This is a genomic window from Amnibacterium kyonggiense (assembly GCF_004364555.1).
Classification (GTDB): domain Bacteria; phylum Actinomycetota; class Actinomycetes; order Actinomycetales; family Microbacteriaceae; genus Amnibacterium; species Amnibacterium kyonggiense.
In genome coordinates this window covers 30,448-56,057 of record NZ_SOAM01000005.1, presented here as the reverse complement: position 1 = coordinate 56,057, position 25,610 = coordinate 30,448, and the positions used below count along the sequence as shown (strand labels likewise).

The window sequence follows — 25,610 nt, the reverse complement described above, 5'->3', positions numbered from 1 at the left end:
ACCGTAGTGAAGAGGGCGGACAACGCGATCAGGCCCTGGGCTCATCTGCGTGCCTGCGGTGCGATGTGACCGTAGACCACCGCGAACGACAGCGCGGCCTCCTGAGCCCGGTGCTCCTGTTGCGTGAGCGACAGGTCTGCATCCAACGGGATGAACAGGCCGGGCTGCTGCATCCGTGCCCTTGCGATGGCCTGCTCCGCAGTCAGAGGACTCATGCCGCGGTCTTCTTCGGGCCTGAGGTCTTCGCATCGAGAACCGACTTCTTGATCTTCAACAGCAGTGCTGCCATCTCGTTCACAAACTTCAGCACCTGCGCGCGATCTTCGTCGGAGAACTCAGGAAGGTTCAGTGCGGCATCCGCGATGTGCTGCACGTCCTTCTTCGCTTCGTCCATCCTGTGGCCGCGCTCTTCAATGATGCTGATGGGCGCCGACATCTGCGACTGCTTCGGCTTGGCCGGAATGGGCTTGACATCGGCTGCCGCGTCCGCGTTCGCGACAATGACCATCCCGCGCCACTCGACCTCCTCGGGCGGTAACTCAACTGTCTCCGCACTACCAGGCGTGAGCGTGTCCGCGGGCTCCACGAACCCCATCTCCGCTGCTTTGGCCCATACGCGCAGGTAGCGCATCACACGGTCAGCAGTGGTGCCCGCTTCTCGGGCAAAGGCTCGTGCGCTGACTTTCCCGGAAGTGTCGCGTTCGCGACGGTTGCCGTTGCCATTGCCGGGCGCCTCCGAGCATGCGACGGCTGCGGCGAATGCCCATCCCTCGGTCATCTCGCGGAAGTACCTGGCGTCAGCGCGCCAGTCCTCAAAGGTGCTCGGGGCGGTGGGGGTGGACTTGATGTCGCTCATGGCGACCCTCCTCATGGGTGAACCCCAAGCGGCCTAGTGCCGCTCGGGTAGTTCTCCTGAGGTAGTGGTCATGAAGGCACGGTAGGACATCGAGACTCCCGTCGCAATAAGTTCCTTTGGCGCTAATTCTCAGAACAAGAAATTGCTTTTCACCGGGGCCTGTGGAGAAATGGACAGCGCCCTGCTCAGCCCCGGTCCTCCGGCGCTCCCCATCGAATGAGCACCTCGTCAGCCGGGTGTCATCGATGGCGCCCGACCCCGCCTTGATGCGGGGGTCCGGATCGATGCCCGCTTCGATCAGCGTGATCGCGAGCAGGCTCACCGAGCGGAACTCCTGCCACAACGACTCGTCGGTCGTGAGGAGGTACCGTGCCTGCTCCGCTTCGCTCTCGGGGACGAACTGACCGAACCACTTCGTACGTCCGAGGTGCACCCGCTCCGCCTCGTCCGGCTCCAGCACGAAGTACTCGTCGCTCACGACACTCGCCGCTCGATGGTGAACGCCGGGGTCGAGCCGCGGGGATACACCCGGATGTCGAGGAGTTCGGCAACAAGGTTTCGACGCGAGTCGATGGACAGCGCGTCGAACCGCTCCGCGGTCGTTGTCGCGTCGCCGGTCCGGACGGCGAGCATCGCCGCTCGACGCTGCACGTCAGCCCGCTCGCGGTGGAGCGCGGTCAGGCGGCGTTGGACCGCGGCGAGCCGGGGCTTCAGGTCCATGAAGGTGACGCCGAGCGCGTCGTCCTCGGGCACCTGAAGGAGTTCGCGGCGCTGCTCCATGAGGTCCGCCACGTCAAGGTCGATCCGCCGAATCTCGTTGTTCGCAATCTCTGCGGACTCGGCGCCGATGATGTTCACGACCTCGGTCCGGATCGCCGCGTCGACCGTCGCGGCGTCTGCCCGAGCGTGCCGAAGCACAGGTACTCGCTCCCGCACCGGCAGCCCGCAGAGGTACACGGGTGCCTCGTCGGTGCTCGACGCCTTCACCACGGCACCGCAGGTCGCACAGCGGGCGATGTTCGTTCCCAACCATCTCGCGAACGTGTGGGTCAACGCGTCGCGAGGACGCAGCCGGTCGGACGCTGCGTCGAGCACATCGCGGGTGACGATGGGCGCCCAAAACGCGACGGCATCGGGGAGTTCGACGCCGTGCACGGTCACCACGCCCGCGTTCCTCGGTCGCAGCAACATGCGAGTTGCGGTCTCCGGGCGCCAAGCGTTGCCGAACGGCGTCAGGAGCCCCAGTTCGTTCAGGTACTCCGCGAGGTCACGAGGTCGGGCGCCGCGGTCGAGCACCAGGTCGAATAGTTCCCGGACCGCTGATGCCTCGGTCGGCTCCAACGTCGTGTTGTCGCGCTTCCAGCCAAAGCACCGATGCCCGACGCCGGGGTGTCCATCGCGGACGGACTGCCATGTGGTCATGCTGGCTACCATCGGAACGCCGATGATCATGCGGTCGATGGTGTCCGAGGCGTGACGTACACCTACGGCCATGGTCTGCACCTACTGCACTGGTACCGCGCTGGCGGAGGTGCACCTGTCGGGCAGTCCTGCGGTCGTCGCGACGATCTGTCTGTCGTGCGGTCGCCCGCAGCCGGTACCGTCGCAGACGGCTGGCCGACCTGAGCGGTAAGCGTTGGTGGGCGTTGTCCTCGCAAGGGGTTCAAGAAGGTTCAGGAAGTAGACCGCCCTCGACCGCCAGTCCTCACGCTGCGAGTACAACTCCCTGCTCGGCGTGCACAACGATCTTGATCCGGCCCATGCCCTGGCCGCGTCCGACTGTCACCGTCATCATCGACTTGACGATGGCCTTCTGCTGATCGAGAGGCAGGGCGCCGAACGCCGCCACGACCTCCTCGAACGTGTTCGTCATGTCCGCGAAGCCGTCGCCGTTCTTCGGGCGGTGCTCCGTCATTCGTGCCCAGAACTCGGCCTTCAACGCGCCCGCCAACCCCTGCTTTGCGGCGTCGCCCGCGATCTGGTCGAGCCGCGCCTGAAGGCGTTCCTCCTCCGCGTTCAACTCGTTCGACTTCTTCGCGAACTGCGCCTTGAACCCTGGCGTGCCGAGCAGCGAGACCAACTCCTCCTTGGCGGCGCGGACCTCGGACAGCATCTGCTGCACAACCCCGACCTCGGAGGTGTCGGAGGCGGTCAACTCCTCTCGGTCGCGCACCATCAGGAACCGCGCCGCGACCGCGTTGACGACCGCCGTGTCTACGGTGGCCTGCATGATGCAGGCGTGCGTCATCGGGCTGGCCTTCTTCTTCGGTGCGATGCACCGGTAGACCGCCAGTCGCTTGGTCTTGTCGTGCCGGTTCGCCTGCGTGGTGCGGAACATGGGGCCACCGCAGGTGCCGCAGACCAGAACCCCCGACATCAAGTGCTTCGGCTCCCGGCTCGGTGCGACCGACCGCGTCGGGTCTCGCATGAGCGTCAGCATGCGCTTGTACTCGTCCGCGGTACCGATGCCCTCCCAGGAGCCAGGCCCGACGACCTTGCCCCGATGCACCAACAGTCCATAGTTGCCCGGACGGAGCAGGATGCCGTCGATGGTGCCGTAGGACCACCGGGGGGCTACCGGCTCACGGTTCTCCTCCGCGGCTGCTGTCAACTCCCGGCGACTGATCACAGGCGTGATGTTGTCGGCCTCGAACTGCTTCAGCACCCGATAGGTCTTGCCTCCCGCGAGCAGGTGGTCGATAGCCCATCGAAGGGCCCGCGCCTCCTTCTCGTTCTGCGTCACGCCGTCGGCCTCGTAGCCGAATGGACGGCGGGTGACGATGGGCTTGCCGTGCTTGATGCGCGCGTCGTTCGCAGCCCGCACTCGTTCGCTCAGGCGGGCGGACTCGAACTCCGCGAACTCGCCCCGGATGCCGATCTGCAACTTGCCGTCGGCGGTGCCGGGGTCGGTCAGCCCCTCGAACTTTGTGTGCCACACGGCACCCGCGCCCCGCGAGGCGCGGACGAGCCGGGCCCGGTACTCATCGCTACGCGCGAACCGTGTCTGCTCGCGAGCGAGGATCACGTCGATCTTGCCGTCGAGCACGTCCGCGATCAGCGCATCCATGCCGGGCCGGTTCTTGACCGGCTTGTACCCGCTGATCGCGTCGTCCGCATAGTTGCCGATCACCGTGTAGTTGAAGTCCTCCGCCATTGCCGCGCAGAGGGCTTCCTGGTTCTCGATCTTGGGCACGTCCACAGCCTCTTTGGAGATGCGCGCGTAGATCGCGGCACGGAGCGGAGCGGACATGTGAGGCACCCTAGGTACGCGGCGGAGCGGTTGTTACACCTCTTGGTACAGCGCGCTGGGACGAGCTCTTCGCCGACCTCGAGGGCCAGCTCGAGCACGGGCTCGGCGCGGAGGAGCGCGAGGCGGAGCTCGAGGAGGAGCGCCTCCGCGTCGGTCGGGCCTCGCTGCGCGATCGGGTGGCCGCGCTCGCCCGCACGCCGGACGGCGTCCGGATCCGCCTCGTCGACGGCTCCGTGATAGAGCTCGTGCCGCGCACCGTCGGCCGGGACTGGGTCTCCGGGGACCTGCTCGGCACGGCCGCGCAGGCGGTGCTGCCGCTCCACGCGGTCGCCGCGCTCCTCCCGACCGCGGCGCAGCTGCAGCGGAGCCTCGAACCGATCGCGCTCGGCGCGGTGACCGACCGCATCGGGCTCGCGTTCGTGCTCCGCGACCTCGCCCGCCGGCGGCGGACCGTGCAGCTGACGACACCGGAAGGGGTGCTCGCCGGGACGGTCGACCGCGTCGGGAGGGACCATCTCGACCTCGCGGTGCACCCGGCCGACGGCTGGCGGCGCGCGGGATCGGTCAGCCGGGTCGAGGTGCTCGCGCTCGCGCAGATCCTGCTCGTCCGCGTCGACTGACCCGCATGCTCCGCCTTGTAGGCTGCCGCGTCCTACAGCACGGAGAACGCGCGGTCAGAGGAGGGGGCCGGTGCGGAGCTCCGGGACGATCGCGTACTCGCTCTGCCGCCAGTGGGCGACGCGGCGCTCCTCCTCGTACCGGGCCTGGATGTAGGCCTCCAGCTCGCTGCGCTCGACCCGCCAATGGCGAGCGGCGCCGACGCGGATGGCCGGCAGCTCGCCGGAGCGGACGAGGGCGTACGCCTGGGTCACGGACACGCGCAGCACCTCCGCCGTCTCGGCGACGGTGAGGAAGCGCCCGAGGTCGGCGGGCTCGGCTGCGGTCATGGCGGGAATCATGGCACCGGGCCCGGCGGTCCGGCGGGGTCGGCTCCGGGCTGTGGATAACTCCCGGCAGCGTCGGTGGGAACGCGGCACGATGCTCATCCCGCCACCCGACGAGGAGCCCGCATGGTCGCCCTTCCGCTCGCCGTCCGGCGCCGCAGGCTGCTCGACCCCCGCATCCTCATCGGCGTCGCGCTCATCGTCGCCTCCGCGGTCGGCACGACGACGCTCGTCGCCGCGCTCACGCGCACCGCGGTCGTCTACCGCGCGGATCGCGCGATCGTGGCGGGCGAGCGCGTGACCACGGCGCAGCTCGCATCGGCGACGGTCCGGCTCGGCGACGCGACCGCGCTGTACCTGTCCGGGCCGTTGCCCGCCGAGGGCCTCGTCGCCACCCGCACGATCGCCGCGGGGGAGATGGTGCCCCGATCCGCGGTCGGCACGGACGTCGCGGTGCGGTCGGCGACCGTGGTCGTGGACCTCGCCTCGCCGCTCGCCGCGGGCGTCGCCGTCGGCTCGACGGTCGACCTCTGGTCGGCGGCGAGGACGAGCCCCACCGAGAACCGGTACGAGGCGCCGGTCGTGCTCGTCGGCGACGCGGTGGTGTCCCGGGTCGTGACGCCGAGCGGCCTCATCTCGGGTTCGACGGAGGACGCCGTCGAGCTGCAGGTGCCGCGCGACGAGGTCGCCGCGGTGCTCGCGGCGCAGGCCGGCGGCGCCCGCCTCGCCGCGGTCGAGGTCGGAGGCGGGGCGCCGTGACGACCGGGACGCCCGCGGTCCTCTGCCTCGCACCGCACCTCGAGGACCGGCTGCTGCCGCAGCTGCCCACCGCCGGCCTGCTCGTCGTCGCCCGGCCGGCCGGGGCCGACGAGGCGGCGGAGGCCCTCGTCCGCCTCCGTCCCGGCGTCCTCGTCACGAGCGCGGAGCCGCGGCACCTCGACGCGGCGCTGGTCCGGGCCGCCGCCTCGACGGGGACCGCCCTCGTCGTCCTCGCGGAGGGCGACCGGGGGCGCGCGCACGCCGCCGCCCTCGGCGTCGGGGAGGTCCTGGACGCCGCGGCGACCGCCGCCGACGTCGCGGCGCGCATCGAGCAGGGCGTGCCGGTACCGGTGCCGGCGGAGGACGTCCCGGCTGCCGCGCCGCCCGGTCGCGTGACCGCGGTGTGGGGACCGGCGGGCTCGCCCGGCCGCACGACCACCGCGATCGCGCTCGCCGCCGAGCTGGCGGCCGCGGGCCTCCGCGTCGCGCTCGTCGACGCCGACACGATCGGCGCCGCGATCGCGCCGTCGCTCGGCCTGCTCGACGAGGCGCCGGGCCTCGCCGCCGCCTGCCGGCTCGCGGCTGCCGGTGCGCTCACCGCCGCCGAGCTGGACCGCGTCGCGCAGCGGTACGCCGGCGTCCGGGGCGAGCTGCACGTGCTCACCGGGATCGGCAGGCCCGCGCGTTGGCCGGAGCTCTCGGCCGACCGCGTGACGGCGGTGCTCGAGCAGTGCCGATCGTGGGCGGACCACACGGTCGTCGACACCGGCTTCAACCTGGAGGCCGACGAGGAGATCGTGTCGGACCTCTTCGCCCCGCGGCGCAACGCGGCGACCCTCGCGGCGGTGCAGGCGGCCGACACGGTGGTCGCGGTCGGCGCCGGCGACCCGATCGGGCTCGCGCGGTACGTCCGCGCCTTCGGCGACCTCGTCGAGCTGGTCGACCCGCACCGCGTCCACTCCGTGATCGGCAAGGTGCGGCAGAGCGCGGTGGGGCTCGGCGCGGGCGGACAGATCCGCGCGAGTCTGCAGCGTTTCGGCGGCATCGACGAGGTGACGCTCGTGCCCTCGGACCCGGCGGCGTACGACGCGGCGCTGCTCACGGCGCGTCCGCTGCCGGACGCGGCGCCCCGGTCGGCGGCGACGGCCGCGCTCCGCCGCTTCGCCGCGGACCGGCTGATCGATCGGCCCGTCCGCGCGCAGCGACGGCGCGTGCCGAGGCTGCGCGGGCTCCGTCCCGCCGCGTCGTGAGCAGGGCTCGTTTCAGAAGAGGGTTCGGATCATGAAGATCGGATTGATCAGAATCAGCGGTATGTGCACATGCGGCCGGTAGACGGCGATCAGACTCATGAGGGCGATCGCCAGAACCGCGGCTGACGCCAGACTCATGAAGAGGGCGCTCCGCCATATGCTCCGCGTCGCTCCAATCGTGAAGATGACCGCCGCGGCCAATGTGGCGATGAGATGAAACGCGAACGTCGCTTCCTGCGCCCACAATCCGACGACGATCAGCGCCGCGACGGGAGCGAAATTGATCATCGCCACTTTTCGCTCGTCAGCGGCCGGGATCTTGCGGACCGTGGTGAAGGTCGACGCCGTGACGAGAGCGGCGGTCGTGGTGGCGTCCACCCCCACTGGCTGCCAATGGAAGCCCGGCCACAAGCTGGTGCTGGTCATCCCGAGAGCCGAGAGCGCAGTGAAGCCGAGGAACAAGAACCGGTGCGCGCGCAGGCCAAGGGAAAGCGCATTCGGGTCCGGCATCGGCGGACCTTTGGTCGCACCTGCGGCCGAATGCGTTGCGCTATTGGCCACCGTGGTCATGTCATGAGTGTTTCGAGATTCCGTGATCCGCGGCCAGCCCGCCTACGGGTGTCGCCGTATTCCAAGATCGGCGATGAGAGTAGAGGGACCGATGCGCCTGCGGAAGTGGGCTCGAGTGATTCGCGTGACGGGTTGCATGCATGCGCAGCGCTTGATGTCGTCTAGCCGCGTTCCGGGTACTCGATGTTGACTATCTCGTTCGTGCGAGTTGCGGCGGCGGCATCGTGACCGATGCGGGTTCTCACCGCACATGCCCGGCCAAGTATCGTGCGCAGCCCATCGACAGATGACCGGCTGATCGATCGGCCCGTCCGCGCGCAGCGACGGCGCGTGCCGAGGCTGCGCGGGCTCCGTCCCGCCGCGTCGTGAGCAGAATGGGTCCGTGCCCGAGACCGTCCTCGCCGTCCTGACCGCCCCCGACGCCGGACGGGAGGCGCCCGAGCCCTTCCGGTTCGTCGACCCGGACACCGCGGTGCTGCAGGTGCGCGACCTCGGGGCGACCCGCGGCGACGGCGTGTTCGAGACGATGGGCGTGGGCTCGGGGCGCGCGCAGGCGGTCGATGCGCACCTCGCCCGGCTCGCCCGCTCCGCCGCGATGCTCGAGCTGCCCGAGCCCGACGAGGCCGCCTGGCGCGCCGCGACCATCGCGGTCGCCGAGCGGCTCGCGCACCACGCGGAGGGCTTCGTGAAGCTCGTCTACACGCGCGGCGTGGAGGGCACCGGGCGGCCGACCGGCTGGGTGCTCGGCAGCCCGTCGCCGGACCACACGGCGGCCCGCACCGCCGGCATCGACGTGGTCGTGCTCGACCGCGGGCTCCCGCACGACAGCGCGGGGGAGCTGCCGTGGCTGCTGCAGGGCGCCAAGACGCTCTCCTACGCGGTCAACATGGCGGCGATCCGTGAGGCGAAGCGCCGCGGCGCCGACGACGCCCTCTTCGTCAGCTCGGACGGGTTCCTGCTCGAGGGGCCGACGTCGAGCCTGCTGCTGCAGCGCGGCGACCGCCTCCTCACCCCGTCGACCAGCCTCGGCATCCTCGCGGGCACGACGCAAGCGGAGGCGTTCCGGTTCGGGCGGGCGCAGGGGCTCACGACCTCCTACGAGGTGCTGACGCCCGATGCGCTCGCCGACGCGGACGCGCTCTGGCTGCTGTCGAGCGTGCGGAACGCGGCGCCGATCAAGGCGATCGACGGGGTCGCGCGCTCGATCGACGCCGAGTTCACGTCGCGGCTGAACGCGCACCTGCTCGCCCGCCGGGACTGACCGTGTCCACCGAGGACCGCATCCTGGCGCGGCTGGCGAGCGGCCCGGCGACGCTCGCGCAGCTCCGCGCCGCGCTGCCGGACGGCGACCTCGACCGGAAGGCGCTGCCGTCGATGGGGGAGGAGGACCCCTTCGGCCTCGTCCTCGCCGGCCTCGTGAACTCCGGCCGCGTCGTGGACGACGACGGCGTGTACCGGTCGGCGACGAAGTGAGGGACGGGCGCGGTCCGGCGGCTCTCTAGACTCGCCGGATGCCGACCATGAGCGAGCTCGTCAGCGCGCACGGCAGGTCCAGCGAGGACGACCTCAACTGGCTCCACGCGCTGCTCGGGGACCTGCAGCTGCTCGCCGACCTCGCCTTCGCGGACATCGTGCTCTGGACTCCGTCGTCGGAGGGGGAGTTCGTGGCCGTCGCGCACGCCCGCCCGTCCTCCGCGGCGACGCTGTTCTACCGGGACTTCGTCGGGCAGGTCATCAAGCCGGACTGGAAGCGCCTCGTCACCGACGCCTTCGAGCGCGGCGCGATCCTCGACTCCTCGGCGCCGGACTGGTTCGAGGAGACGCCGACCCGCGTCCGCGCGGTCCCGGTGCTGCGCAGGACGTCCCCGTCGGCGGGCCCGCAGCAGACGATCGGCCCGATCGCCGTGCTCACACGGCACACGAACCTCTCCGAGGCCCGGATGCCGAGCCGGCAGGAGCTCACGTTCAACGACTGCGCGAACGACCTGTTCCGCATGATCGCGAGCGGCGACTTCCCGACCCTCGCGGCACCGACCGCGCCGCGACGGGGCGCGCCGCGCGCCTCCGACGGCCTGATCCGGCTCGACGTCGACGGCACCGTGCTCTTCGCCAGCCCGAACGCGCTCTCGGCGTTCAACCGCATCGGCTTCTCCGGCGAGCTCGAGGGGCAGACGCTCTCGCAGGTCGTCACCGAGCTGCTGCCGCAGCGCTTCCTCGTCGACGAGACGCTGCCCGTCGTCGTGACGGGCAAGGCGCCGTGGCGCACGGAGGTGGAGGCCCGCGGGTCGACGCTGTCGCTGCGCGCGATCCCGGTCCGGCACGACGAGGAGCGCGTCGGAGCGATCGTGCTCTGCCGCGAGGTGACCGAGCTGCGGCACCAGGAGCAGGAGCTCATCACCAAGGACGCGACGATCCGCGAGATCCACCACCGGGTGAAGAACAACCTGCAGACCGTGGCGTCGCTGCTGCGCATCCAGGCACGGCGCTCGAACTCCGAGGAGGCGCGGGAGTCGCTCGCGCAGGCGACCCGGCGCGTGTCCGCGATCGCGGTCGTGCACGACACCCTGGCGCAGGGGCTCGCGCAGAGCGTCGACTTCGACGAGGTCTTCGACCGCGTCCTGATGCTCATCGCGGAGGTCGCCTCCTCGCACCACACCCGCGTGCACCCGATCAAGCGGGGCGCGTTCGGGGTGCTGCCGAGCGATTACGCGACCCCGCTCGCGCTGGCGCTCACGGAGCTGGTGACGAACGCCGTGGAGCACGGCCTCGCGGGCCGCGAGGGCAACGTCGTCATCACCGCGCACCGGGCGGACGAGGGGCTGACCGTCTCCGTGCGCGACAACGGTGTCGGGCTGCCGGAGGGCAAGGTCGGCACGGGGCTCGGCACGCAGATCGTGCGGACGCTCATCGAGGGCGAGCTGGGCGGGCTCATCGACTGGCACACGATGTCCGGCCGGGGGACCGAGGTCACGATCGCGGTGCCGTTCAACTTCACGGACGCGGTGTAACCCGGCGGTCGCACGCCGTTCAGTCGGCCGACCCTGGGCGTGCACACGGTTCGGCTCTCATGGATCCGGGGAACGGGCCGAGCGGCCCACGTCCCCCGGATCGATGGAGGTGTCGGGTCAGGCGGAGCGGCGGGCGCGGGCGGCGCGGCGCTTGAGCGCGCGGCGCTCGTCCTCGGACAGGCCGCCCCAGACGCCCGAGTCCTGGCTCGTCTCGAGGGCGTACTGCAGGCAGGACTCGGTGACGGTGCAGCGGCCGCAGACGGACTTGGCCCGCTCGATCTGATCGACGGCGGGTCCGGTGTTGCCGACGGGGAAGAACAGCTCCGGGTCGGCGGTCAGGCAGGCAGCTCGGTCACGCCAGTCCATGCGTGGGCGCTCCTTCAGTTATCAACAGTCGTCCCGACGGCAGCAGGCGGCGCAGGGCGGTCAGCGTTCGCTCGATGTTCTCCGGGTGACGGGTCCTAGGGTGGAAAGGGCCCCGGACAGCCGAAGAGGAACGGTCACCCGTCCCTCTCGTCCGCGTCACCGTATGCCCACGACTTCGGGGGCATCGAAACGAACCGGAAACATGGTGACACAGCACCGAACCGCGATCAAGGGTGCGAAGGTCTGATGTGCCTGTGAGCCCTCCGCCGAACCGTGCAGCCCGTCCCGTCGCCCTCGTCGCCGTGAGCGTGATCGAGGTGCTGGAGGCGCTCGGCCTCCTCGGCTTCGCCATCAGCACGGTCGTCGGCGCGACCGGGCGGTACCCGCTGCAGACGGTCGGTGTCGCCGGCACCTTCGTGGTCGCTGCTGCGCTGCTCGCGCTCGTCGCGGTCGGCACGCTCCGCGCGCGCTCCTGGTCCCGCACGCCCGGGATCGTCTGGCAGGTCGTGCAGGCGTTCGTGGGGATCTACGCCCTGCAGGGCCAGGGCGGGCAGCTCTTCGCCGTCGCCGCGATCCTGCCCGCGATCGTCGCGATCGTGCTGCTGTTCACCCGTCCGGTGCGCGAGGCGACGGCTCGCAGCACCGGACGGGCGTAGCGCTCAGTCGACGCCGAGCTTCTTCCGGAGGCTCGCGACGTGCCCGCTCGCCTTCACGTTGTAGAGGGGCAGGCTGACCCGACCGTGCTCGTCGACGACGAACGTGGAGCGGATCGTGCCCTCGACGGTCTTCCCGTAGAGCGACTTCTCCCCGAACGCGCCGTACGCGCGGTGCACCTCGAGGGTCGGGTCGGAGAGCAGCGGGAAGTTCAGCGACTCCTGCTCCGCGAACTTCGCGTTGTCCTCCGGCTTGTCCTTCGAGACCCCGATCACCTGGTAGCCCGCCGACTCGAGGGAGTTCAGGCTGTCCCGGAAGTCGCAGGCCTCCGTGGTGCAGCCGGGCGTCATGGCCGCCGGGTAGAAGTACAGGACGACCTTCTTCCCCTGGTAGTCGTGCAGCGACGTGGGGTGGCCCGTCGAGTCGGGGAGGGTGAACTCGGGTGCCCGGTCACCGGGGAGCAGGCGCGTTGCCGTGTCCGTCATGAAGTGAATCCTCTCGTGTCTGCTAATCTTGCTTGTCGGCTGCTGAGCGGTCGCGAGCACCTCTAGCTCAATTGGCAGAGCAACTGACTCTTAATCAGTGGGTTCCGGGTTCAAGTCCCGGGGGGTGTACGGCATTCCACGAAGGGCCGGTCCGGACGGACCGGCCCTTCGTGCGTCTCCGGACGCGCCGCCCTGGTCGAACGTGTTGCCTGGATCCGCCATCGCCCTGCCCGTTCCGGCCATGACGCGGTTCCGCGCCGCCGCCGCGCGACACTGGGGCGACCGAGGCTGCGCGACGGAGGGCACCTGAGATGCGATTCGACGACGGCATCGCGACGACCGCACCGCCCGAGGGGCGGGTCGTGGAGACCGACGTGCTCGTCATCGGCTCGGGGCCGGCCGGTTCGTCCGCCGCCCTGGCGCTCGCCACGTACGGCGTCCCGACCATCCTGATCACGAAGTACCGCTGGACGGCGAATACGCCCCGCGCGCACATCACGAACCAGCGCGCGATGGAGTTCTTCCGCGACATGGGCATCGAGGCGGAGGTTCAGGCCGTGTCGACGCCGCACCACCTCATCGGCGACACCGTGTTCTGCTCCTCGATCGCCGGGGAGGAGTTCGGTCGCATCCTCGCCTGGGGGACCAGCCCCGAGCGGGAGGGCGACTACGTCAAGGCATCGCCGATGCTGAACTGCGACGTGCCGCAGAACTTCCTCGAACCGATCCTCGTCAGCGCCGCGACGAAGCGCGGCACGCAGACCCGCTTCTCGACGGAGTACGTCTCCCACCGACAGGACGCGGACGGCGTCGTGACGACGGTGCGCGACCGGCTCACCGGCGTCGAGCACGAGATCCGCTCGAAGTACCTCGTCGGTGCCGACGGCGCGCGGTCGAAGGTCGCCGCGGACATCGAGCTGCCCCTCGAGGGGCGGATGGACATCGCGGGCTCGATGAACATCACGTTCAAGGCCGATCTCACCCGCCTCGTGGGCCACCGGCCCTCCGTCCTCTACTGGGTCGTGCAGCCGGGCGCGAACGTCGGGGGGATCGGGGCCGGCCTCGTCCGGATGGTGCGGCCCTGGAACGAGTGGCTGATCGTCTGGGGCTACGACATCGCGCAGCCGCCACCGGAGCTCGACGACGCCGCGACGCTCGACATCGTGCAGTCGCTGCTCGGCACGTCCGACATCGACATCGAGATCACGGGCCGCTCGCTGTGGGGCAACAACGAGACCTACGCGACGCACCTCCAGCACGGCAGGGTCTTCTGCGTCGGCGACGCGGTGCACCGCCATCCGCCGTCGAACGGGCTCGGCTCGAACACGTCGATCCAGGACTCGTACAACCTCGCCTGGAAGCTCGCCGCCGTGCTGCGGGGGCAGGCCGGCCCGTCGCTGCTCGAGACGTACAGCGAGGAGCGCGCCCCCGTCGCGAAGCAGATCGTGCTGCGGGCGAACCGGTCCAGCCGTGAGTTCGGCGGGTTCTTCGACGCGCTCGGCGTGACGGCCGCGGCCGACGAGTCCGCGATGGTCGCCGCGATCGAGGAGCGGAAGGCGGCCTCCGCCGCGGGCCGGGCGAAGCGGGAGGCGCTGCAGCGGGCGATGGACCTGAAGCACTACGAGTTCAACGCGCACGGCGTGGAGCTCGGCCAGTTCTACGAGTCCGCCGCCGTCGTGCCCGACGGGTCCACGCGGCCGGAACCGGCGCGGGACCCGGAGCTCTACTACACGCCGTCCACCGTGCCGGGCTCGCCGCTGCCGCACGCGTGGGTCGGGAACGCGGCGCGGAAGTGGTCGACGCTCGACCTGGCGCCCAGCACCCGATTCACCGTCTTCACGGGGATCGGGGGCGAGGCCTGGGCGGGGGCGGCCGCCACCGTGTCCGCGGACCTCGGCGTCGACGTCGGCGCGGTCGTCATCGGTCCGGGTCGGGCGACGACGGACCTCTACTTCGACTGGGCCAAGGTGCGGGAGGTCGACGAGGACGGGGTGCTGCTCGTCCGCCCGGACAAGATCGTCGCGTGGCGGAGCCTCCGCGCCGTCGACGACCCGGCCGTCGCACTGCGGCGGGCCCTCCTGCGGATCCTCGGGCGCGGCTGAATGCCCTCGACCGCGTTCGACCACGTCACGCTCGGCCAGCGCGTCCTCTTCGGGTCCGGCGCGGCCGCCGCGAACGTCCGCACGGCGGTCGAGGAGCTCGGTGGTGCCCGCGTGCTCCTCGTCGCCGGTGCGTCCGCCCGGGCGACCGCCGACGAGCTCGCCGCGGCGGTCCCCGTGGTGCATCGGATCACGGACGTCGTCCGGCACGTCCCCGCTGCGCGGGCTGCGCGGGCTGTGGAGGACGCTCGTTCGACGGGCGCCGACCTCGTGCTCACCGTCGGCGGAGGATCGGCGACCGGCCTCGGCAAGGCGGTCGCGCTCGCGACCGGCCTGCCGATCGTGGCGGTGCCGACGACGTTCGCCGGATCCGAGGCGACGGACGTGTGGGGGTCCACTTCCGACGGGGTGAAGACCACCGGTAGCGATTCGCGGGTGCTGCCGAAGGCGGTCGTCTACGACGCGACCCTCACCCTCGGCCTGCCGGTGCAGCTCGCCGTGGCGTCCGGGCTCAACGCGGTCGCGCACGCCGTCGACGGGTTCTGGGCGCCGCGCGCCGACCCCATCAACAGGGCCCTCGGCACCGAGGGCCTCCGCGCCCTCGTGCCCGGCCTCCGTGCGCTCGCCGCCGACCCGGGCGGGATCGAGGGCCGGGAGCGGACCCTCTACGGCGCCTACCTCGCCGCGGTCGCGTTCGCGTCCGCGGGCTCCGGCCTGCACCACAAGATCTGCCACGTGCTCGGCGGGGCCTTCGACCTGCCGCACGCCGAGCTGCACGCCGTCGTGCTGCCGTACGTCGCCGCGTTCAACGCGCCGGCGGCGCCCGCCGCCGTCGCACGCATCACCGACGTCCTCGGCGGCGGGCCCGCCGGGGCCGCGCTGCTCGGGCTGAAGGCGGAGCTCGGCGGCCCGCCGTCGCTCGCCGCCATCGGCCTCCGCGAGCAGGACCTCTCCCGAGCCGTCGCGCTCATCCTGCCCGCGGTGCCCCCCACCAACCCCAGGCCGGTCGACGCCGCGTCGCTCGGCTCCATCCTCCGGTCCGCCTGGGCCGGCGACGACCTCGACGAGGAGTGAGCACGGTGGCAGCAGACGGCATCGCCTCGGAGCAGACGGCCCGCGAGGAGGCGCTCACGGCGCAGGTGGTCGCCTCCTTCTCGGGGACGGAGGACGCGCGGCTGCGGTTCGTCCTCGAGCGACTCGTCGAGCACCTGCACGGCTTCGTGCGGGACGTCCGCCTGACCGAGGCGGAGTGGAACGCCGCGATCGCCTTCCTCACCCGCGTCGGCGACATCACGACGCCGGTCCGGCAGGAGTTCGTGCTGCTGAGCGACGTCCTGGGGATCTCGATGCAGACCGTCGCCGTGAACAACGAGGCCTACCGCGACGCCACCGAGGCGACCGTGTTCGGGCCGTTCTTCGTCGGCGACGCCCCGCGGATCGAGAACGGCGGCGACATCGGCGGCGGCGCGGCGGGGGAGCCCGCCTGGGTCGAGGGGACCGTCCGCGACGTCGACGGCCGGCCCGTCCAGAACGCGCGGATCGAGGTGTGGGAGGCGGACGAGGAGGGCATGTACGACGTGCAGCACGACGACGGCCGCGTGTACGGCCGCGCGCAGCTCTCCTCGGACGCGGACGGCGGCTACCGCTTCTGGGGGCTCTTCCCGACGCCGTACCCGATCCCTTTCGACGGACCGGTCGGCGACCTGCTGCGGGCCGCGGGGCGCTCGCCGTGGCGGGCGTCGCACCTCCACTTCATGGTCTCCGCCGAGGGGTACCGGACCCTCGTGACGCACATCTTCGTGCGGGGCGACGAGCTGCTCGAGCGCGACTCCGTCTTCGGCGTCAAGGAGTCGCTCGTGCACGACTGGGTGCACCATCCGGCGGGCGCACCGACCCCCGACGGGCGCGAGGTGGACGGGGGATGGGCGAGCACCCGGTTCGACATCGTGCTCGCGCCGGCCCGGGTGGCCGGCGACGGCGGCGCGGTGGCCTGACCGCTGGCAGGCGGCCTTCGCCTGCGGTGTACCGTTCGTCCCACCGCGGCGACGGGGTCGACGGGTTCGACGCGATGGAGCGGCACGATGGGGACGCGCACCGGGCTGTGGCAGCAGACCGACTTCGGCACGCGTGTCCGACCTGCCCGGGAGCCGGTCGAGGGGTACCGCACCTTCTCCACGCGCGGCCTCGGCGTCGACGAGCGCGTCGACCTGTGGGAGCGCCACAACGCGACGGCGCTGATCGACCTCCGCGCCCGCACCATCGACGAATCGGTGCTCGAGGCGCGGGAGGTGGTCCTGCGCGTCGGCGATCTGCAGCTCGCCGACGTCGTCGCGAACCCGCACGTCGTCGAGCGCTCGTCCGCCCAGATCGCGCGGAGCCGGGTCGACGGCGTCGCGCTGTACTTCTCCCTCTTCGGGGAGTCGTTCTTCTACCACGACGGCGGCGTCCACACCCAGCGGCCGGGGACGGTGCTGCTCTGCGACGTGAGCCGGCCGTTCATGCGGGGCTTCGCGAACGGGCTCGAGGAGCTCGTCGTCCGCATCCCGCGGCAGGTCTACGAGCGCATCGCGGGCGGCGCGCTCCCTCGGTCCCCTGTCGTCATGCGGTTCGACGACGCGCCGGACGGCAACGAGTACGCCGGCGCCCTCGCCCGACTGGTGCGCGGCACCCTCGAGCGACCGAGCGCCGACGCCCTGGCCGTCGCCGAGCGGAGTGCGCTCGGTCTCGTCGAGGCGATGCTGACCGGTGAGGCGCCCTCGACGGCGCATCGCCGCGCCGCGCTCGATCACATCGACCGTCATCTCGCCGATCGCTCGCTCTCGGTCCGGACGGTGGCGCGGGCCGTCGGAGTGAGCGAGCGTCACCTCGCGCGGGTGTTCGCCGAGAACGGACCCGGCGTCGCCCGCACGATCCTCGAGCGGCGGCTCGACCTCGCGCACCGCCTCCTGTGCTCGTCGTCGCGCCCCGCCGTGTCGGCGGTCGCTGAGCGGTGCGGATTCGCGTCGGCGGCGCACTTCGCCCGGGTGTTCCGCGAGCGGTTCGATCGGACGCCCGCCGAGGTGCGCGCGAGCGCGTCGGGCTGAGGGGCCGGAGACCGGGTCGCCGTCGTCCGCCGCGAGGCGGGGCAGCAGCACCCGGTGCGCGCGCCGCCGAGGTCCGGCCGCGACCACCCCGGCTTCAGCGTCCGGCTGGCATCCTTCGACGTCGGCGGTCGCGTCGGCAGGATGGAGCGCCCGCATGTCCGACCCCGCCCCGCCCGCTGTCCGGCCCGCGTCCGGCGATCCCCAGCAGCCGGGGCCGGCCGCCGCCAGCGTCTCCGAGGCCGTGCCGCCGAAGTGCCCGACGCGGACCCGGCTCTACCGCGGCGGTGCGCTCGCTGCCGAGGGCTTCCCCGCCGAGGCGATCAGCGACCATCTCGCCGCGGACGACGGCTCGTTCGTCTGGCTCGACCTGTTCGACCCCGACGCGGCGGACCTGCAGATCGTGACGGACGAGTTCGGCCTCCATCCGCTCGCGGTGGAGGACGCCGTCCAGGACCACCAGCGGTCCAAGCTCGACCGCTACCGGACGCACCTGTTCGCGAACGTGTACGCGGTGCGGTTCGACGCCGCGTCCGACGAGCTCCGCACGAGCGAGCTGAGCGCCTTCATCACCGATCGCGCGCTGATCACGGTGCGGAAGGCCGAGTGGGACGTCGATGCGCTCGTCGCGCGCTGGGACGCGGAGCGGGACCTCGTCGGCAGCGGGGTCGGCTTCCTCGTGCACGGCTTCATCGACGCGGTCGTCGACGGGCAGTACCAGGCCGTCGAGCAGATCAGCGATGCGTCCGAGGAGCTCGAGGACGCCATGTTCGACGCGCGTCGCCGCCAGGAGATCCGGCGGCGCGGCTTCGAGCTGCGCAAGAGCCTCGGCAAGCTGCGCCGCGTCGTCGCGCCGATGCGGGAGGTCGTCGCGCGGCTCGCCCGCACCGACGAGGACCACCACGTGGCGGGGGACCGGCTCGGCCCGTACTTCCAGGACGTGCAGGACCACGTGGTGCAGACCACCGACGCGATCGAGGCGCAGCACGAGCTCGTCTCGAGCATCCTCGATACGAACCAGAACGAGCAGGGCAACGACCTCAACGAGATCACGAAGAAGCTCGCGTCCTGGGCGGCGATCATCGCCGTGCCCACCGCCGTCACCGGCTTCTACGGGCAGAACGTGCCGTACCCCGGGTTCTCCAAGGAGTGGGGCTTCGTCACCAGCTGCGCCGTGATCGTCGGCCTCGGCGGCGGGATCTGGACGATCCTCCGCCGCCGCGGGTGGCTCTGACCGTCCGTCGGCGGCACCTCAGCTCCGCTCGGCCTCCGTCAGCACCTCGTCGATGATCGCCACGCCTCGGGCGACGTCCTCCGCGCCGATGACCGCGGGCGGCACGACGTGGATCCGGTTGTCCTGGACGAACGGCAGCAGGCCCCGCTCGAGCAGCCCGGCCTTGATGCGCACCATGGCCGCTGGCGGCAGCGGCGACCGGGTCGCCGGGTCCTCGACGAGCTCGACCGCCCAGAAGACGCCGAGTCCGCGGACCTCGCCGACGAGGGCGTGCCGCGCCGCGAGGTCCCGCAGCGCCGGCCCGAGGTGGTCCTCGCCGATCGAGGCGGCGTGCTCGACGATCCCCTCGTCGCGCATCGCGTCGATCGTCGCGACGATGCTCGCCGCCGCGAGGGGATGCCCGGAGTAGGTGAGGCCGCCCGGGAAGATCCGGTCGTCGAAGGCCGCGGCGACGGGATCGGAGATGATGACGCCGCCGACCGGGACGTACCCGGAGTTGACGCCCTTCGCGAAGGTGATGAGGTCCGGGCGGACGGCGAAGTGCTCGAACGCGAACCAGGCGCCGGTGCGACCGAAGCCCGCCATCACCTCGTCGAGGATCAGCAGTAGCCCGTAGCGGTCCGCGATGGCGCGGACGCCCGCGAGGTAGCCGGGCGGCGGCACGAGCACGCCCGCGGTGCCGGGGACGCTCTCGAGGAGGATCGCCGCGATCGACGCGGGTCCCTCCGCCTGCACCACGCGCTCGAGGTGGTGCAGCGCGCGCTCCGTCTCCTGCTCCGGCGTCGTCGCCCAGAACTCGGAGCGGTAGAGGTAGGGCCCGAACGCGTGGACGTGGCCGCGGGCGAACTCGTTCGGCACCCGCCGCCAGTCGCCCGTCGCGACCACGGCGGCGCCGGTGTTGCCGTGGTACGAGCGGTAGTGCGACACGATCTTGTCCCGGCCGGTCACGAGCCGAGCCATCCGCATCGCGTTCTCGTTGGCGTCCGCGCCGCCGTTCGTGAAGAACACCTTCTCGAAGCCGTCGGGGGCGACGCCGGCGATCCGCTCCGCCGCGAGCGACCGCGTCGCGTTCGCGTGGGCCGGCGCGATCGTGGTCAGCGTCGCGGCCTGCCGCTGGATCGCCTCGACGACCTTCGGGTGCTGGTAGCCGATCGTCACGTTGACGAGCTGGCTCGAGAAGTCGAGGTAGCGCTTCCCGTCGTGGTCCCAGAGCTCCACGCCCTCGCCGCCCGCGAAGGCGAGGGGCACGGGCGAGCCCTGCGCCGACCACGAGTGGAAGACGTGCTCGTGGTCCGCGGCGATCACCGCGGCGTTCGACAGGGCTGCTCCGACGACGTCGATCGACACTCGATCCCCTTCCGGTCCGGTCGATCGTCGCCGGAGGGCAGGGTGTCCGGCAACTGCCGGACCGGCGCTCGGTGACGCCGTGGCGCTACAGTCCGGAGGTGCCGGTCGCGCTCGAGGAGCTGCTGCGCGAGCCCGCCTTCCACCTCCGGCTGCTCGTCGAGCCGCCCGACCGGCGGACGCTCGCCCGGCCGATCGCCTGGGCGCACAGCTCCGACCTGCCCGACCCGACCCCGTGGCTCGAGCCGGGACAGCTGCTGCTCACGGACGGCGCGCACTTCGCCGACCGGACCGACGACGCGTTCGCGGTCGAGTACGTGCGGCGGCTCGTCGAGGCGGACGTGCTCGCGCTCGGGTTCGCGACGGAGATCCTCCACGCCGCCGTCCCGGCCGAGCTCGTCGCCGCATGCCGCGCGGCCGGTCTGCCCCTGCTCGAGGTGGCGGATCGCACGCCCTTCATGGCGATCATCCGGCACATCGCCGACGCCCGGGAGCTCGAGCGCCGGCAGCGCCTCGAGCGGTCCCTCGAAGCGCATCGGGCCGTCGCGCGGGCGGCGCTGCGGCCGGACGGGCTCCGGGCGATCCTCGACGAGCTCGAGCGCCGGCTCGACGCCTGGGTCGTGCTGCTCGACCCCGCAGGCCTCCCGCTCGACGCCCCGCGGACGGCGATGCCGGACGCGGTGCGCGACGACGTCGTCGCCGCGGTGCGGCAGGCGATGGGGCGCGGGCTCCGGGCGGCGATCCGGGTCGACTCCCCGGCGGGTGCCTTCACCGTGCAGACGATCGGCCGACGCGGCGCGCTCCGGGCCGCGCTCGCCGTCGGTGGCGACGCCCCGCTCGACCGGGCGGAGACGGACCTGATCACGAGTGTGATCGCCCTCGCGTCGATCGCGCTCGAGCAGACCTCGGAGCTCGACGGCGCGCGGGAGGCGCTGCGGCGGGCGCTCCTCGAGCTGCTGCTCTCCGGCGAGGTGGAGGTCGCGCGGCGGACGGCGGCCCAGCTCGCCATCCCGGTGCCGCGGGGGAGCGCCGTCCGGGTGCTCGCGGTGCCGGCGGAGCCCGGGGGTGGCGCGGTGATCGCTCGGGCGGGCGGGCTCGCGGTCCGCCGCGACGACCGCGTCGTGCTCCTCGTCGAGGAACGCCGGTCGGACGCGGCGGTGCGCGTGCTGACCGACGCCGGACTCAGCGCGGCGGTCTCCGAGGCGGTGCCGTGGTCGGCGCTCGCCGAGGCCCTCCGTCAGGCCGAGTGGCTGCTGCGGCAGGGCGTCCCGGCGGGCACGGCGCGCTCGTTCGGCGACGAAGCGGACCGCGGCCTGCACGGCCTCCTCGTCCGCGGCGACGGCGCCCTCGTCGCCGCCGCGCTCCTCGCCCCGGCGACCCGGGACGAGGAGGGCCGGCAGCTCCTCGAGAGCGCGCGGGTCTGGCTGCAGCACAACGGTGCGTTCGAGCCGGCCGCCCGCGAGCTCGGCGTGCACCGGCACACCCTCCGCGCCCGGATGGCGCAGCTCGGCCGCCTGCTCGGCCTGGACCTCGACCGCTTCGCGGACCGGGCCGAGCTGTTCAGCGCGATGCGGCTGCTGCCGCCCGTCTGACCCGGCCGATCAGGTGCGGGGGAAGCCGAGGTCGACGCCGCCGTGGCTCGGGTCGAGCCAGCGTGCCGTCACGGCCTTCAGCTGTGTGAAGAACTTCACGCCCTCGGCGCCGTGCGCCTTCGTGTCGCCGAACAGCGACTGCCGCCAGCCGCCGAAGGAGAACGTCGCGACGGGCACCGGGATCGGCACGTTGATACCGATCATCCCGACCTCGACCTCGTGCTGGAAGCGGCGGGCCGCCCCGCCGTCGTTCGTGAAGATCGCGGTGCCGTTCCCGAACGCGCCCGAGTTGATCAGCGCGACGCCGTCCTCGTATGAGGCGACCCGGACGACCGACAGCACCGGGCCGAAGATCTCCTCGGTGTAGACGCGGGAGGTGGTCGGGACGCGGTCGATCAAGGTCGGGCCGAGCCAGAAGCCGTTCGGGTCGCCGTCGACGTCGATCCCGCGGCCGTCGACGACGACGTCCGCGCCGTCCTCCTCCGCGACCGCGATGTAGGAGGCGACCTTGTCGCGGTGCTGCTGCGTCACGAGCGGGCCCATGTCGCACGAGCGGCGGCCGTCGCCGACCCGCAGGCCCGCCATCCGCTCCTTCACCTTCGCGATCAGGGCGTCCGCGACGGGTTCCACCGCGACGACGACCGAGATCGCCATGCAGCGCTCGCCGGCGGAGCCGAAGCCCGCGTTGACGGCGGAGTCGGCGACGAGGTCGAGGTCGGCGTCCGGCAGCACGAGCATGTGGTTCTTCGCGCCGCCGAGCGCCTGCACCCGCTTGCCGTGGCGGGCGCCGGTCTCGTAGATGTACTGCGCGATCGGGGTGGACCCGACGAAGGAGATCGAGCGCACGTCCGGATGCTCGAGCAGGCCGTCGACCGCGACCTTGTCGCCGTGGAGGACGTTGAAGACGCCGTCGGGGAGGCCGGCCTCCTGGAACAGCCGTCCGATCCAGACCGCCGCGGACGGGTCCTTCTCGCTCGGCTTCACCACGACGGTGTTCCCGGCCGCGATCGCGATCGGGAAGAACCACATCGGCACCATCGCGGGGAAGTTGAAGGGGCTGATGATCCCGACCACGCCGAGCGGCTGGCGGATCGAGTAGACGTCGACGCCGGAGGAGACCTGCTCGGAGAACTCGCCCTTCAGGTGGTGCGCGAGGCCCGTGGCGAACTCGACGACCTCCTGGCCCCGGCTGATCTCGCCGAGCGCGTCGGAGAGCACCTTGCCGTGCTCGGCCGTGATGATCTCGGCCAGCTCGCCCTTGCGCGCGTCGAGCAGCTCGCGGAACTTGAACATCACCTGCTGCCGCCGGGTGAGCGACAGGTCGCGCCAGGCCGGGTACGCCGCCTTCGCCGCCGCGACCGCGGTGTCGACGTCCGCACGGTCCGCGAAGCCGACGCGCTTCGTCACGACGCCGAGCGCCGGGTCGTACACGTCGCCCGTCCGTCCCGAGCCGGGGACGGCCGCGCCGCCGATCCAGTGCGGGATCAGCGCGACCCCCTCGGACTCGGCGGGACGCGGAGCGGTGGCGGTCGTGGTCACGGGGGACTCCTCACAGCAGACGGACGTCTCGGAGGATAGGCCGGGCGGGCCCCGCCGTCGCCCTGCCGGATCGGCGTCCGACGCCGTCCCGCACGCCGTTCCGGCGGCCTGCGACCGCTACGCCGAGCGGTCCTGCCGGTTCGCCGCGTGCCGGTCGCGGCGGAGGGCCTCCGCGCGCGCCTCCTCCTCGTCGTCCCCGAAGTAGCCGCCGGCCAGCGTCTCCGCGACCTGTCGCAGCGCGGGCAGCAGCGTGCGCGTCTCCTCGGGGCTCAGCCCCGCCACCGCCCGCGCCTCGATCGCGGCGATCCGCTCGACGCACCCGTCGAGCACCTGCCGACCGGCCGCGGTGAGGGTGGTCTGCCGGATGCGGCCGTGATTGGGGTCGTTCGTGCGCTCGAGGTAGCCCTGGCGCTCGAGCTCGGCCAGCACGTGGTTCGCGGACTGCGGCGTCACGAAGGTGAGGCGCGCGATCTCCGCGTTCGACCGGCCGACGTCGTCGCTGATCGCGAGCAGCAGGTGGTACTCCGCCGCGGTGATCCCGTGGTCCGCGGCGACGAGGTCGACCGCGCGCTGCAGCGCGCGCGAGACGCGCTGCGTGACCCATTCGAGGCGAGCGAGGGCGTCGTCCGGCGCCACGGCGCGGTGGCGGGTCGTCGCCGGCCGCGTCGGCGTCGCCGCGTCCTCCGCTTCCGCGTTCACGGCTCCAACCTAGAGCCGCGCGCCGGGACGGGCACGAGCGCTCATTCACCTCTCGACAGATAGGTATCGAGATAGGTAAATTCCTCCCGGGACGTGCAGTGCAGCACGGGAGGAGCGGCCGTGGCCACGATCGGGACGACGAACGAGTCAGCCGCGCGACTGCTGGCCGGCTGCTCCCTGGAGATGACGGGCAAGGACGTGCCCGCGCTCGTCGAGGCGGAGGGGCTGATCCCCGCCGGGACGCGCGTGAACGTCACGTTCCTCGGCAACGAGGACCTCGAGACGCGCGTCGCCGCGGTGCGGGCTGTGCTCGAGCGCTCGCTGCTCCCCGTTCCGCACCTCTCCGCGCGACGGCTGCGCTCCGCCGCGGAGCTCGACGAGTACCTCGGCCGGCTGGCGGAGGTCGGCGGTGCCGAGCGCGTCTTCGTCGTCGGCGGCGACCCCGCGGCGGCCGAGGGCCCCTTCGACAGCGCGCTCGACGTCGTCCGCAGCGGTGCGCTCGGGGCGCACGGCGTCCGCGAGGTGGGCGTCACCGGCTACCCCGAGGGCCACCCCGACATCGCGGAGGACGTGCTGTGGGCGGCGCTCCGCGACAAGGTGTCGGAGATCGGCGCGCAGGGCCTGCAGGCCTCCGTCATCACCCAGTTCGCCTTCGACGCGGACGCGGTCGTCTCGTGGATCCGCCGGGCGCGGACCGAGGGCGTCAACGCTCCCGTGCGCGTCGGCGTGCCGGGTCCCGCGGGCGTGAAGCGGCTGCTCGGCTTCGCGCGCCGCTTCGGCGTGCGGTCGAACGCGACGATCGTCCGCAAGTACGGCTTCTCCCTCACCAACCTCATGGGCTCCGCTGGACCGGACGCGTTCGTCGACGACCTGGCCGCGCGGCTGGAGGCCGAGCCGGGCCTCGGCGAGGTCGGGCTGCACCTCTACACGTTCGGCGGGGTCGCGACCTCCGCGCGCTGGGTGGCGGAGCGCCGCGGCGCGACGGGCGGCGACGCCCGGTGAGCGCGGTCGTCGATCGCGCCTGCCTCGTCGTCACGGGTCCGGACCGGCCCGGCCTCGTGTCGGTCGTCACCGCGGCGATCGCGGCGCTCGGCGGCAACATCGTGGCGCTCGACCAGTACACGGACGACCCCGACGGCGGCGAGTTCTTCCAGCGCGTCGTCTTCGACCTGCCGGGTCTCGCCGCCGCGATGCCGGACCTCCGTCGGGAGCTCGGCGAGGTCCTCGAGCCGGTCGGCCTCCAGTGGCGGCTGCGCGACCTCGGCGTCCCGCTGCGCATGGGTGTGCTCGTCTCGCTGTCCGACCACTGCGTCCTCGACCTGCTCTGGCGCGTCCGCCGCGGCGACCTGCCCGTGACGGTGCCGATGGTGATCTCGAACCACACCGCCGTCGCGGGCGACGTCCGCGGCCTCGGCGTCCCGTTCCTGCACGTCCCGTCCGCGCCGGGGGAGCGGGAGGCCGCGGAGGAGCGGCTGCTCGAGCTGCTCGTCGGCAACGTCGACTTCGTCGTGCTCGCCCGCTACATGCAGGTACTCTCCGCCGACTTCCTCGAGCGCGTCGGCGTGCCCGTCATCAACATCCACCACTCCTTCCTGCCCGCGTTCGTCGGGGCCGGCCCGTACCGGAAGGCGAAGGAGCGCGGCGTGAAGCTCATCGGCGCGACCTCCCACTACGTCACGCCGGACCTCGACGCCGGGCCGATCATCGAGCAGGACGTGGTGCGCGTGACCCACGCCGACTCCGCCGCCGACCTCCAGCGCCGCGGCGCGGACGTCGAGCGCGCGGTCCTCTCCCGCGCCGTGCTCTGGCACGCGGAGGACCGCGTCGTGCGGCACGGCAACCAGACCGTCGTCTTCTGAACCACTCAACGAGGAGGAACCC

27 protein-coding genes and 1 tRNA gene are annotated in these 25,610 nt (G+C 72.2%); 16 read left to right on the top strand and 12 right to left on the bottom strand.

What is annotated here, in order from left to right; all coding sequences use genetic code 11:
* Window positions 1–41: 41 nt before the first annotated feature.
* The 5 genes from CLV52_RS18590 to CLV52_RS18115 form a co-directional block, all read right to left on the bottom strand.
* Entirely contained in the window at window positions 42–215 is a 174-nt protein-coding gene (locus CLV52_RS18590) for a hypothetical protein (RefSeq protein WP_162850939.1), read from the bottom strand.
* The gene (locus CLV52_RS18130) at window positions 212–856 is read right to left on the bottom strand and encodes a hypothetical protein (protein WP_133767835.1); all 645 of its coding nucleotides are present in this window, start codon (window positions 854–856) and stop codon (window positions 212–214) included. The genes CLV52_RS18590 and CLV52_RS18130 overlap by 4 nt, the downstream gene beginning before the upstream one ends.
* A complete protein-coding gene (locus CLV52_RS18125; RefSeq protein ID WP_133767832.1) occupies window positions 813–1,334 on the bottom strand; it encodes a hypothetical protein in 522 nt (173 codons plus the stop codon). Before CLV52_RS18125 ends, CLV52_RS18130 begins: the two co-directional genes overlap by 44 nt.
* Window positions 1,331–2,308, bottom strand: a complete 978-nt coding sequence (locus CLV52_RS18120) for a recombinase family protein (RefSeq protein WP_162850938.1) — start codon at window positions 2,306–2,308, stop codon at window positions 1,331–1,333. Before CLV52_RS18120 ends, CLV52_RS18125 begins: the two co-directional genes overlap by 4 nt.
* A 253-nt stretch (window positions 2,309–2,561) precedes the next feature.
* The gene (locus CLV52_RS18115) at window positions 2,562–4,106 is read right to left on the bottom strand and encodes a recombinase family protein (RefSeq protein WP_133767828.1); all 1,545 of its coding nucleotides are present in this window, start codon (window positions 4,104–4,106) and stop codon (window positions 2,562–2,564) included.
* Window positions 4,107–4,282: 176 nt separating this feature from the next.
* On the opposite strand from CLV52_RS18115, the gene CLV52_RS18110 reads away from it, so the two are divergent.
* The gene (locus CLV52_RS18110) at window positions 4,283–4,726 is read left to right on the top strand and encodes a hypothetical protein (RefSeq protein ID WP_133767826.1); all 444 of its coding nucleotides are present in this window, start codon (window positions 4,283–4,285) and stop codon (window positions 4,724–4,726) included.
* 54 nt (window positions 4,727–4,780) lie between these two features.
* Here CLV52_RS18110 and CLV52_RS18105 read toward each other — a convergent pair whose 3' ends face one another.
* Window positions 4,781–5,053: a helix-turn-helix domain-containing protein gene (locus CLV52_RS18105; RefSeq protein ID WP_133767824.1), complete on the bottom strand. Its 273-nt coding sequence runs from the start codon at window positions 5,051–5,053 to the stop codon at window positions 4,781–4,783.
* Window positions 5,054–5,176: 123 nt separating this feature from the next.
* Here CLV52_RS18105 and CLV52_RS18100 point away from each other — a divergent pair, with 123 nt between their 5' ends.
* Both CLV52_RS18100 and CLV52_RS18095 read left to right on the top strand, forming a co-directional pair.
* Window positions 5,177–5,809, top strand: coding sequence for a hypothetical protein (locus CLV52_RS18100; protein ID WP_133767822.1), 633 nt, complete (start codon window positions 5,177–5,179; stop codon window positions 5,807–5,809).
* On the top strand, window positions 5,806–7,059 hold the full coding sequence (locus tag CLV52_RS18095; protein ID WP_133767820.1) for a nucleotide-binding protein: 1,254 nt from the start codon (window positions 5,806–5,808) through the stop codon (window positions 7,057–7,059). The genes CLV52_RS18100 and CLV52_RS18095 overlap by 4 nt, the downstream gene beginning before the upstream one ends.
* 12 nt (window positions 7,060–7,071) lie before the next feature.
* On the opposite strand, the gene CLV52_RS18090 is transcribed toward CLV52_RS18095, so the two are convergent.
* Window positions 7,072–7,629 carry a hypothetical protein gene (locus CLV52_RS18090; RefSeq protein WP_133767818.1) on the bottom strand — a complete coding sequence of 186 codons (558 nt, stop codon included), beginning with the start codon at window positions 7,627–7,629 and terminating at the stop codon, window positions 7,072–7,074.
* A gap of 382 nt (window positions 7,630–8,011) precedes the next feature.
* On the opposite strand from CLV52_RS18090, the gene CLV52_RS18085 reads away from it, so the two are divergent.
* Genes CLV52_RS18085 through CLV52_RS18075 form a run of 3 tightly spaced genes read left to right on the top strand, consistent with a single transcriptional unit; the run spans window position 8,012 to window position 10,637 of the window.
* A complete protein-coding gene (locus tag CLV52_RS18085; protein ID WP_133767816.1) occupies window positions 8,012–8,890 on the top strand; it encodes an aminodeoxychorismate lyase in 879 nt (292 codons plus the stop codon).
* A gap of 2 nt (window positions 8,891–8,892) precedes the next feature.
* A complete protein-coding gene (locus tag CLV52_RS18080; protein ID WP_133767814.1) occupies window positions 8,893–9,102 on the top strand; it encodes a hypothetical protein in 210 nt (69 codons plus the stop codon).
* 38 nt (window positions 9,103–9,140) lie between these two features.
* Window positions 9,141–10,637 (top strand): sensor histidine kinase, encoded by a 1,497-nt coding sequence (locus tag CLV52_RS18075; protein WP_133767812.1) that lies wholly within the window; start codon window positions 9,141–9,143, stop codon window positions 10,635–10,637.
* A 117-nt stretch (window positions 10,638–10,754) separates the two neighbouring features.
* Here CLV52_RS18075 and CLV52_RS18070 read toward each other — a convergent pair whose 3' ends face one another.
* Window positions 10,755–11,003 carry a WhiB family transcriptional regulator gene (locus CLV52_RS18070; RefSeq protein WP_119483048.1) on the bottom strand — a complete coding sequence of 83 codons (249 nt, stop codon included), beginning with the start codon at window positions 11,001–11,003 and terminating at the stop codon, window positions 10,755–10,757.
* Window positions 11,004–11,305: 302 nt separating this feature from the next.
* Between CLV52_RS18070 and CLV52_RS18065 the strand changes: the two genes are divergently transcribed.
* Window positions 11,306–11,659 (top strand): hypothetical protein, encoded by a 354-nt coding sequence (locus tag CLV52_RS18065; RefSeq protein WP_133767810.1) that lies wholly within the window; start codon window positions 11,306–11,308, stop codon window positions 11,657–11,659.
* A gap of 3 nt (window positions 11,660–11,662) precedes the next feature.
* On the opposite strand, the gene bcp is transcribed toward CLV52_RS18065, so the two are convergent.
* A complete protein-coding gene (gene bcp, locus CLV52_RS18060; protein WP_133767808.1) occupies window positions 11,663–12,142 on the bottom strand; it encodes a thioredoxin-dependent thiol peroxidase in 480 nt (159 codons plus the stop codon).
* A 56-nt stretch (window positions 12,143–12,198) separates the two neighbouring features.
* On the opposite strand from bcp, the gene CLV52_RS18055 reads away from it, so the two are divergent.
* The 6 genes from CLV52_RS18055 to CLV52_RS18030 all read left to right on the top strand — a co-directional run bounded on the left by CLV52_RS18055 (window position 12,199) and on the right by CLV52_RS18030 (window position 18,555).
* A tRNA-Lys gene (locus tag CLV52_RS18055) sits at window positions 12,199–12,271 on the top strand.
* Between the two features lie 182 nt (window positions 12,272–12,453).
* Complete coding sequence (locus CLV52_RS18050; RefSeq protein ID WP_133767806.1) at window positions 12,454–14,244, top strand: FAD-dependent oxidoreductase; 1,791 nt, start codon at window positions 12,454–12,456, stop codon at window positions 14,242–14,244.
* The gene (locus tag CLV52_RS18045; RefSeq protein ID WP_133767804.1) at window positions 14,245–15,315 is read left to right on the top strand and encodes a maleylacetate reductase; all 1,071 of its coding nucleotides are present in this window, start codon (window positions 14,245–14,247) and stop codon (window positions 15,313–15,315) included.
* 5 nt (window positions 15,316–15,320) lie between these two features.
* Window positions 15,321–16,235, top strand: a complete 915-nt coding sequence (locus tag CLV52_RS18040; RefSeq protein ID WP_133767802.1) for a dioxygenase family protein — start codon at window positions 15,321–15,323, stop codon at window positions 16,233–16,235.
* Window positions 16,236–16,322: 87 nt separating this feature from the next.
* Complete coding sequence (locus CLV52_RS18035) at window positions 16,323–17,324, top strand: helix-turn-helix domain-containing protein (RefSeq protein ID WP_133767800.1); 1,002 nt, start codon at window positions 16,323–16,325, stop codon at window positions 17,322–17,324.
* Between the two features lie 154 nt (window positions 17,325–17,478).
* Window positions 17,479–18,555: a magnesium transporter CorA family protein gene (locus CLV52_RS18030; protein WP_133767798.1), complete on the top strand. Its 1,077-nt coding sequence runs from the start codon at window positions 17,479–17,481 to the stop codon at window positions 18,553–18,555.
* Window positions 18,556–18,573: 18 nt separating this feature from the next.
* On the opposite strand, the gene CLV52_RS18025 is transcribed toward CLV52_RS18030, so the two are convergent.
* Entirely contained in the window at window positions 18,574–19,902 is a 1,329-nt protein-coding gene (locus CLV52_RS18025; RefSeq protein WP_425455729.1) for an aspartate aminotransferase family protein, read from the bottom strand.
* Between the two features lie 98 nt (window positions 19,903–20,000).
* Here CLV52_RS18025 and CLV52_RS18020 point away from each other — a divergent pair, with 98 nt between their 5' ends.
* Window positions 20,001–21,491: a PucR family transcriptional regulator ligand-binding domain-containing protein gene (locus CLV52_RS18020; protein ID WP_133767796.1), complete on the top strand. Its 1,491-nt coding sequence runs from the start codon at window positions 20,001–20,003 to the stop codon at window positions 21,489–21,491.
* Between the two features lie 9 nt (window positions 21,492–21,500).
* On the opposite strand, the gene CLV52_RS18015 is transcribed toward CLV52_RS18020, so the two are convergent.
* Together CLV52_RS18015 and CLV52_RS18010 are read right to left on the bottom strand one after the other, a co-directional pair.
* Entirely contained in the window at window positions 21,501–23,030 is a 1,530-nt protein-coding gene (locus CLV52_RS18015; protein WP_133767795.1) for a CoA-acylating methylmalonate-semialdehyde dehydrogenase, read from the bottom strand.
* A gap of 117 nt (window positions 23,031–23,147) precedes the next feature.
* Window positions 23,148–23,729, bottom strand: coding sequence for a MarR family winged helix-turn-helix transcriptional regulator (locus CLV52_RS18010; RefSeq protein ID WP_133767794.1), 582 nt, complete (start codon window positions 23,727–23,729; stop codon window positions 23,148–23,150).
* A 120-nt stretch (window positions 23,730–23,849) separates the two neighbouring features.
* Between CLV52_RS18010 and CLV52_RS18005 the strand changes: the two genes are divergently transcribed.
* A complete protein-coding gene (locus CLV52_RS18005; protein WP_246018217.1) occupies window positions 23,850–24,731 on the top strand; it encodes a methylenetetrahydrofolate reductase in 882 nt (293 codons plus the stop codon).
* On the top strand, window positions 24,728–25,588 hold the full coding sequence (gene purU / locus CLV52_RS18000) for a formyltetrahydrofolate deformylase (protein ID WP_133767793.1): 861 nt from the start codon (window positions 24,728–24,730) through the stop codon (window positions 25,586–25,588). The genes CLV52_RS18005 and purU overlap by 4 nt, the downstream gene beginning before the upstream one ends.
* The last annotated feature ends 22 nt before the right edge of the window (window positions 25,589–25,610 follow it).

Bases quoted from the DNA above. Each gene is read 5' to 3' on its own strand.
- CLV52_RS18070 (WP_119483048.1), bottom strand. From the start codon at position 11,003: ATGGACTGGCGTGACCGAGCTGCCTGCCTGACCGCCGACCCGGAGCTG.
- CLV52_RS18120 (WP_162850938.1), bottom strand. From the start codon at position 2,308: ATGATCATCGGCGTTCCGATGGTAGCCAGCATGACCACATGGCAGTCC.
- CLV52_RS18075 (WP_133767812.1), top strand. From the start codon at position 9,141: ATGCCGACCATGAGCGAGCTCGTCAGCGCGCACGGCAGGTCCAGCGAG.
- CLV52_RS18105 (WP_133767824.1), bottom strand. From the start codon at position 5,053: ATGACCGCAGCCGAGCCCGCCGACCTCGGGCGCTTCCTCACCGTCGCC.
- bcp (WP_133767808.1), bottom strand. From the start codon at position 12,142: ATGACGGACACGGCAACGCGCCTGCTCCCCGGTGACCGGGCACCCGAG.
- CLV52_RS18130 (WP_133767835.1), bottom strand. From the start codon at position 856: ATGAGCGACATCAAGTCCACCCCCACCGCCCCGAGCACCTTTGAGGAC.
- CLV52_RS18035 (WP_133767800.1), top strand. From the start codon at position 16,323: ATGGGGACGCGCACCGGGCTGTGGCAGCAGACCGACTTCGGCACGCGT.
- CLV52_RS18115 (WP_133767828.1), bottom strand. From the start codon at position 4,106: ATGTCCGCTCCGCTCCGTGCCGCGATCTACGCGCGCATCTCCAAAGAG.
- CLV52_RS18045 (WP_133767804.1), top strand. From the start codon at position 14,245: ATGCCCTCGACCGCGTTCGACCACGTCACGCTCGGCCAGCGCGTCCTC.
- CLV52_RS18590 (WP_162850939.1), bottom strand. From the start codon at position 215: ATGAGTCCTCTGACTGCGGAGCAGGCCATCGCAAGGGCACGGATGCAG.
- CLV52_RS18030 (WP_133767798.1), top strand. From the start codon at position 17,479: ATGTCCGACCCCGCCCCGCCCGCTGTCCGGCCCGCGTCCGGCGATCCC.
- CLV52_RS18100 (WP_133767822.1), top strand. From the start codon at position 5,177: ATGGTCGCCCTTCCGCTCGCCGTCCGGCGCCGCAGGCTGCTCGACCCC.
- CLV52_RS18050 (WP_133767806.1), top strand. From the start codon at position 12,454: ATGCGATTCGACGACGGCATCGCGACGACCGCACCGCCCGAGGGGCGG.
- CLV52_RS18090 (WP_133767818.1), bottom strand. From the start codon at position 7,629: ATGACCACGGTGGCCAATAGCGCAACGCATTCGGCCGCAGGTGCGACC.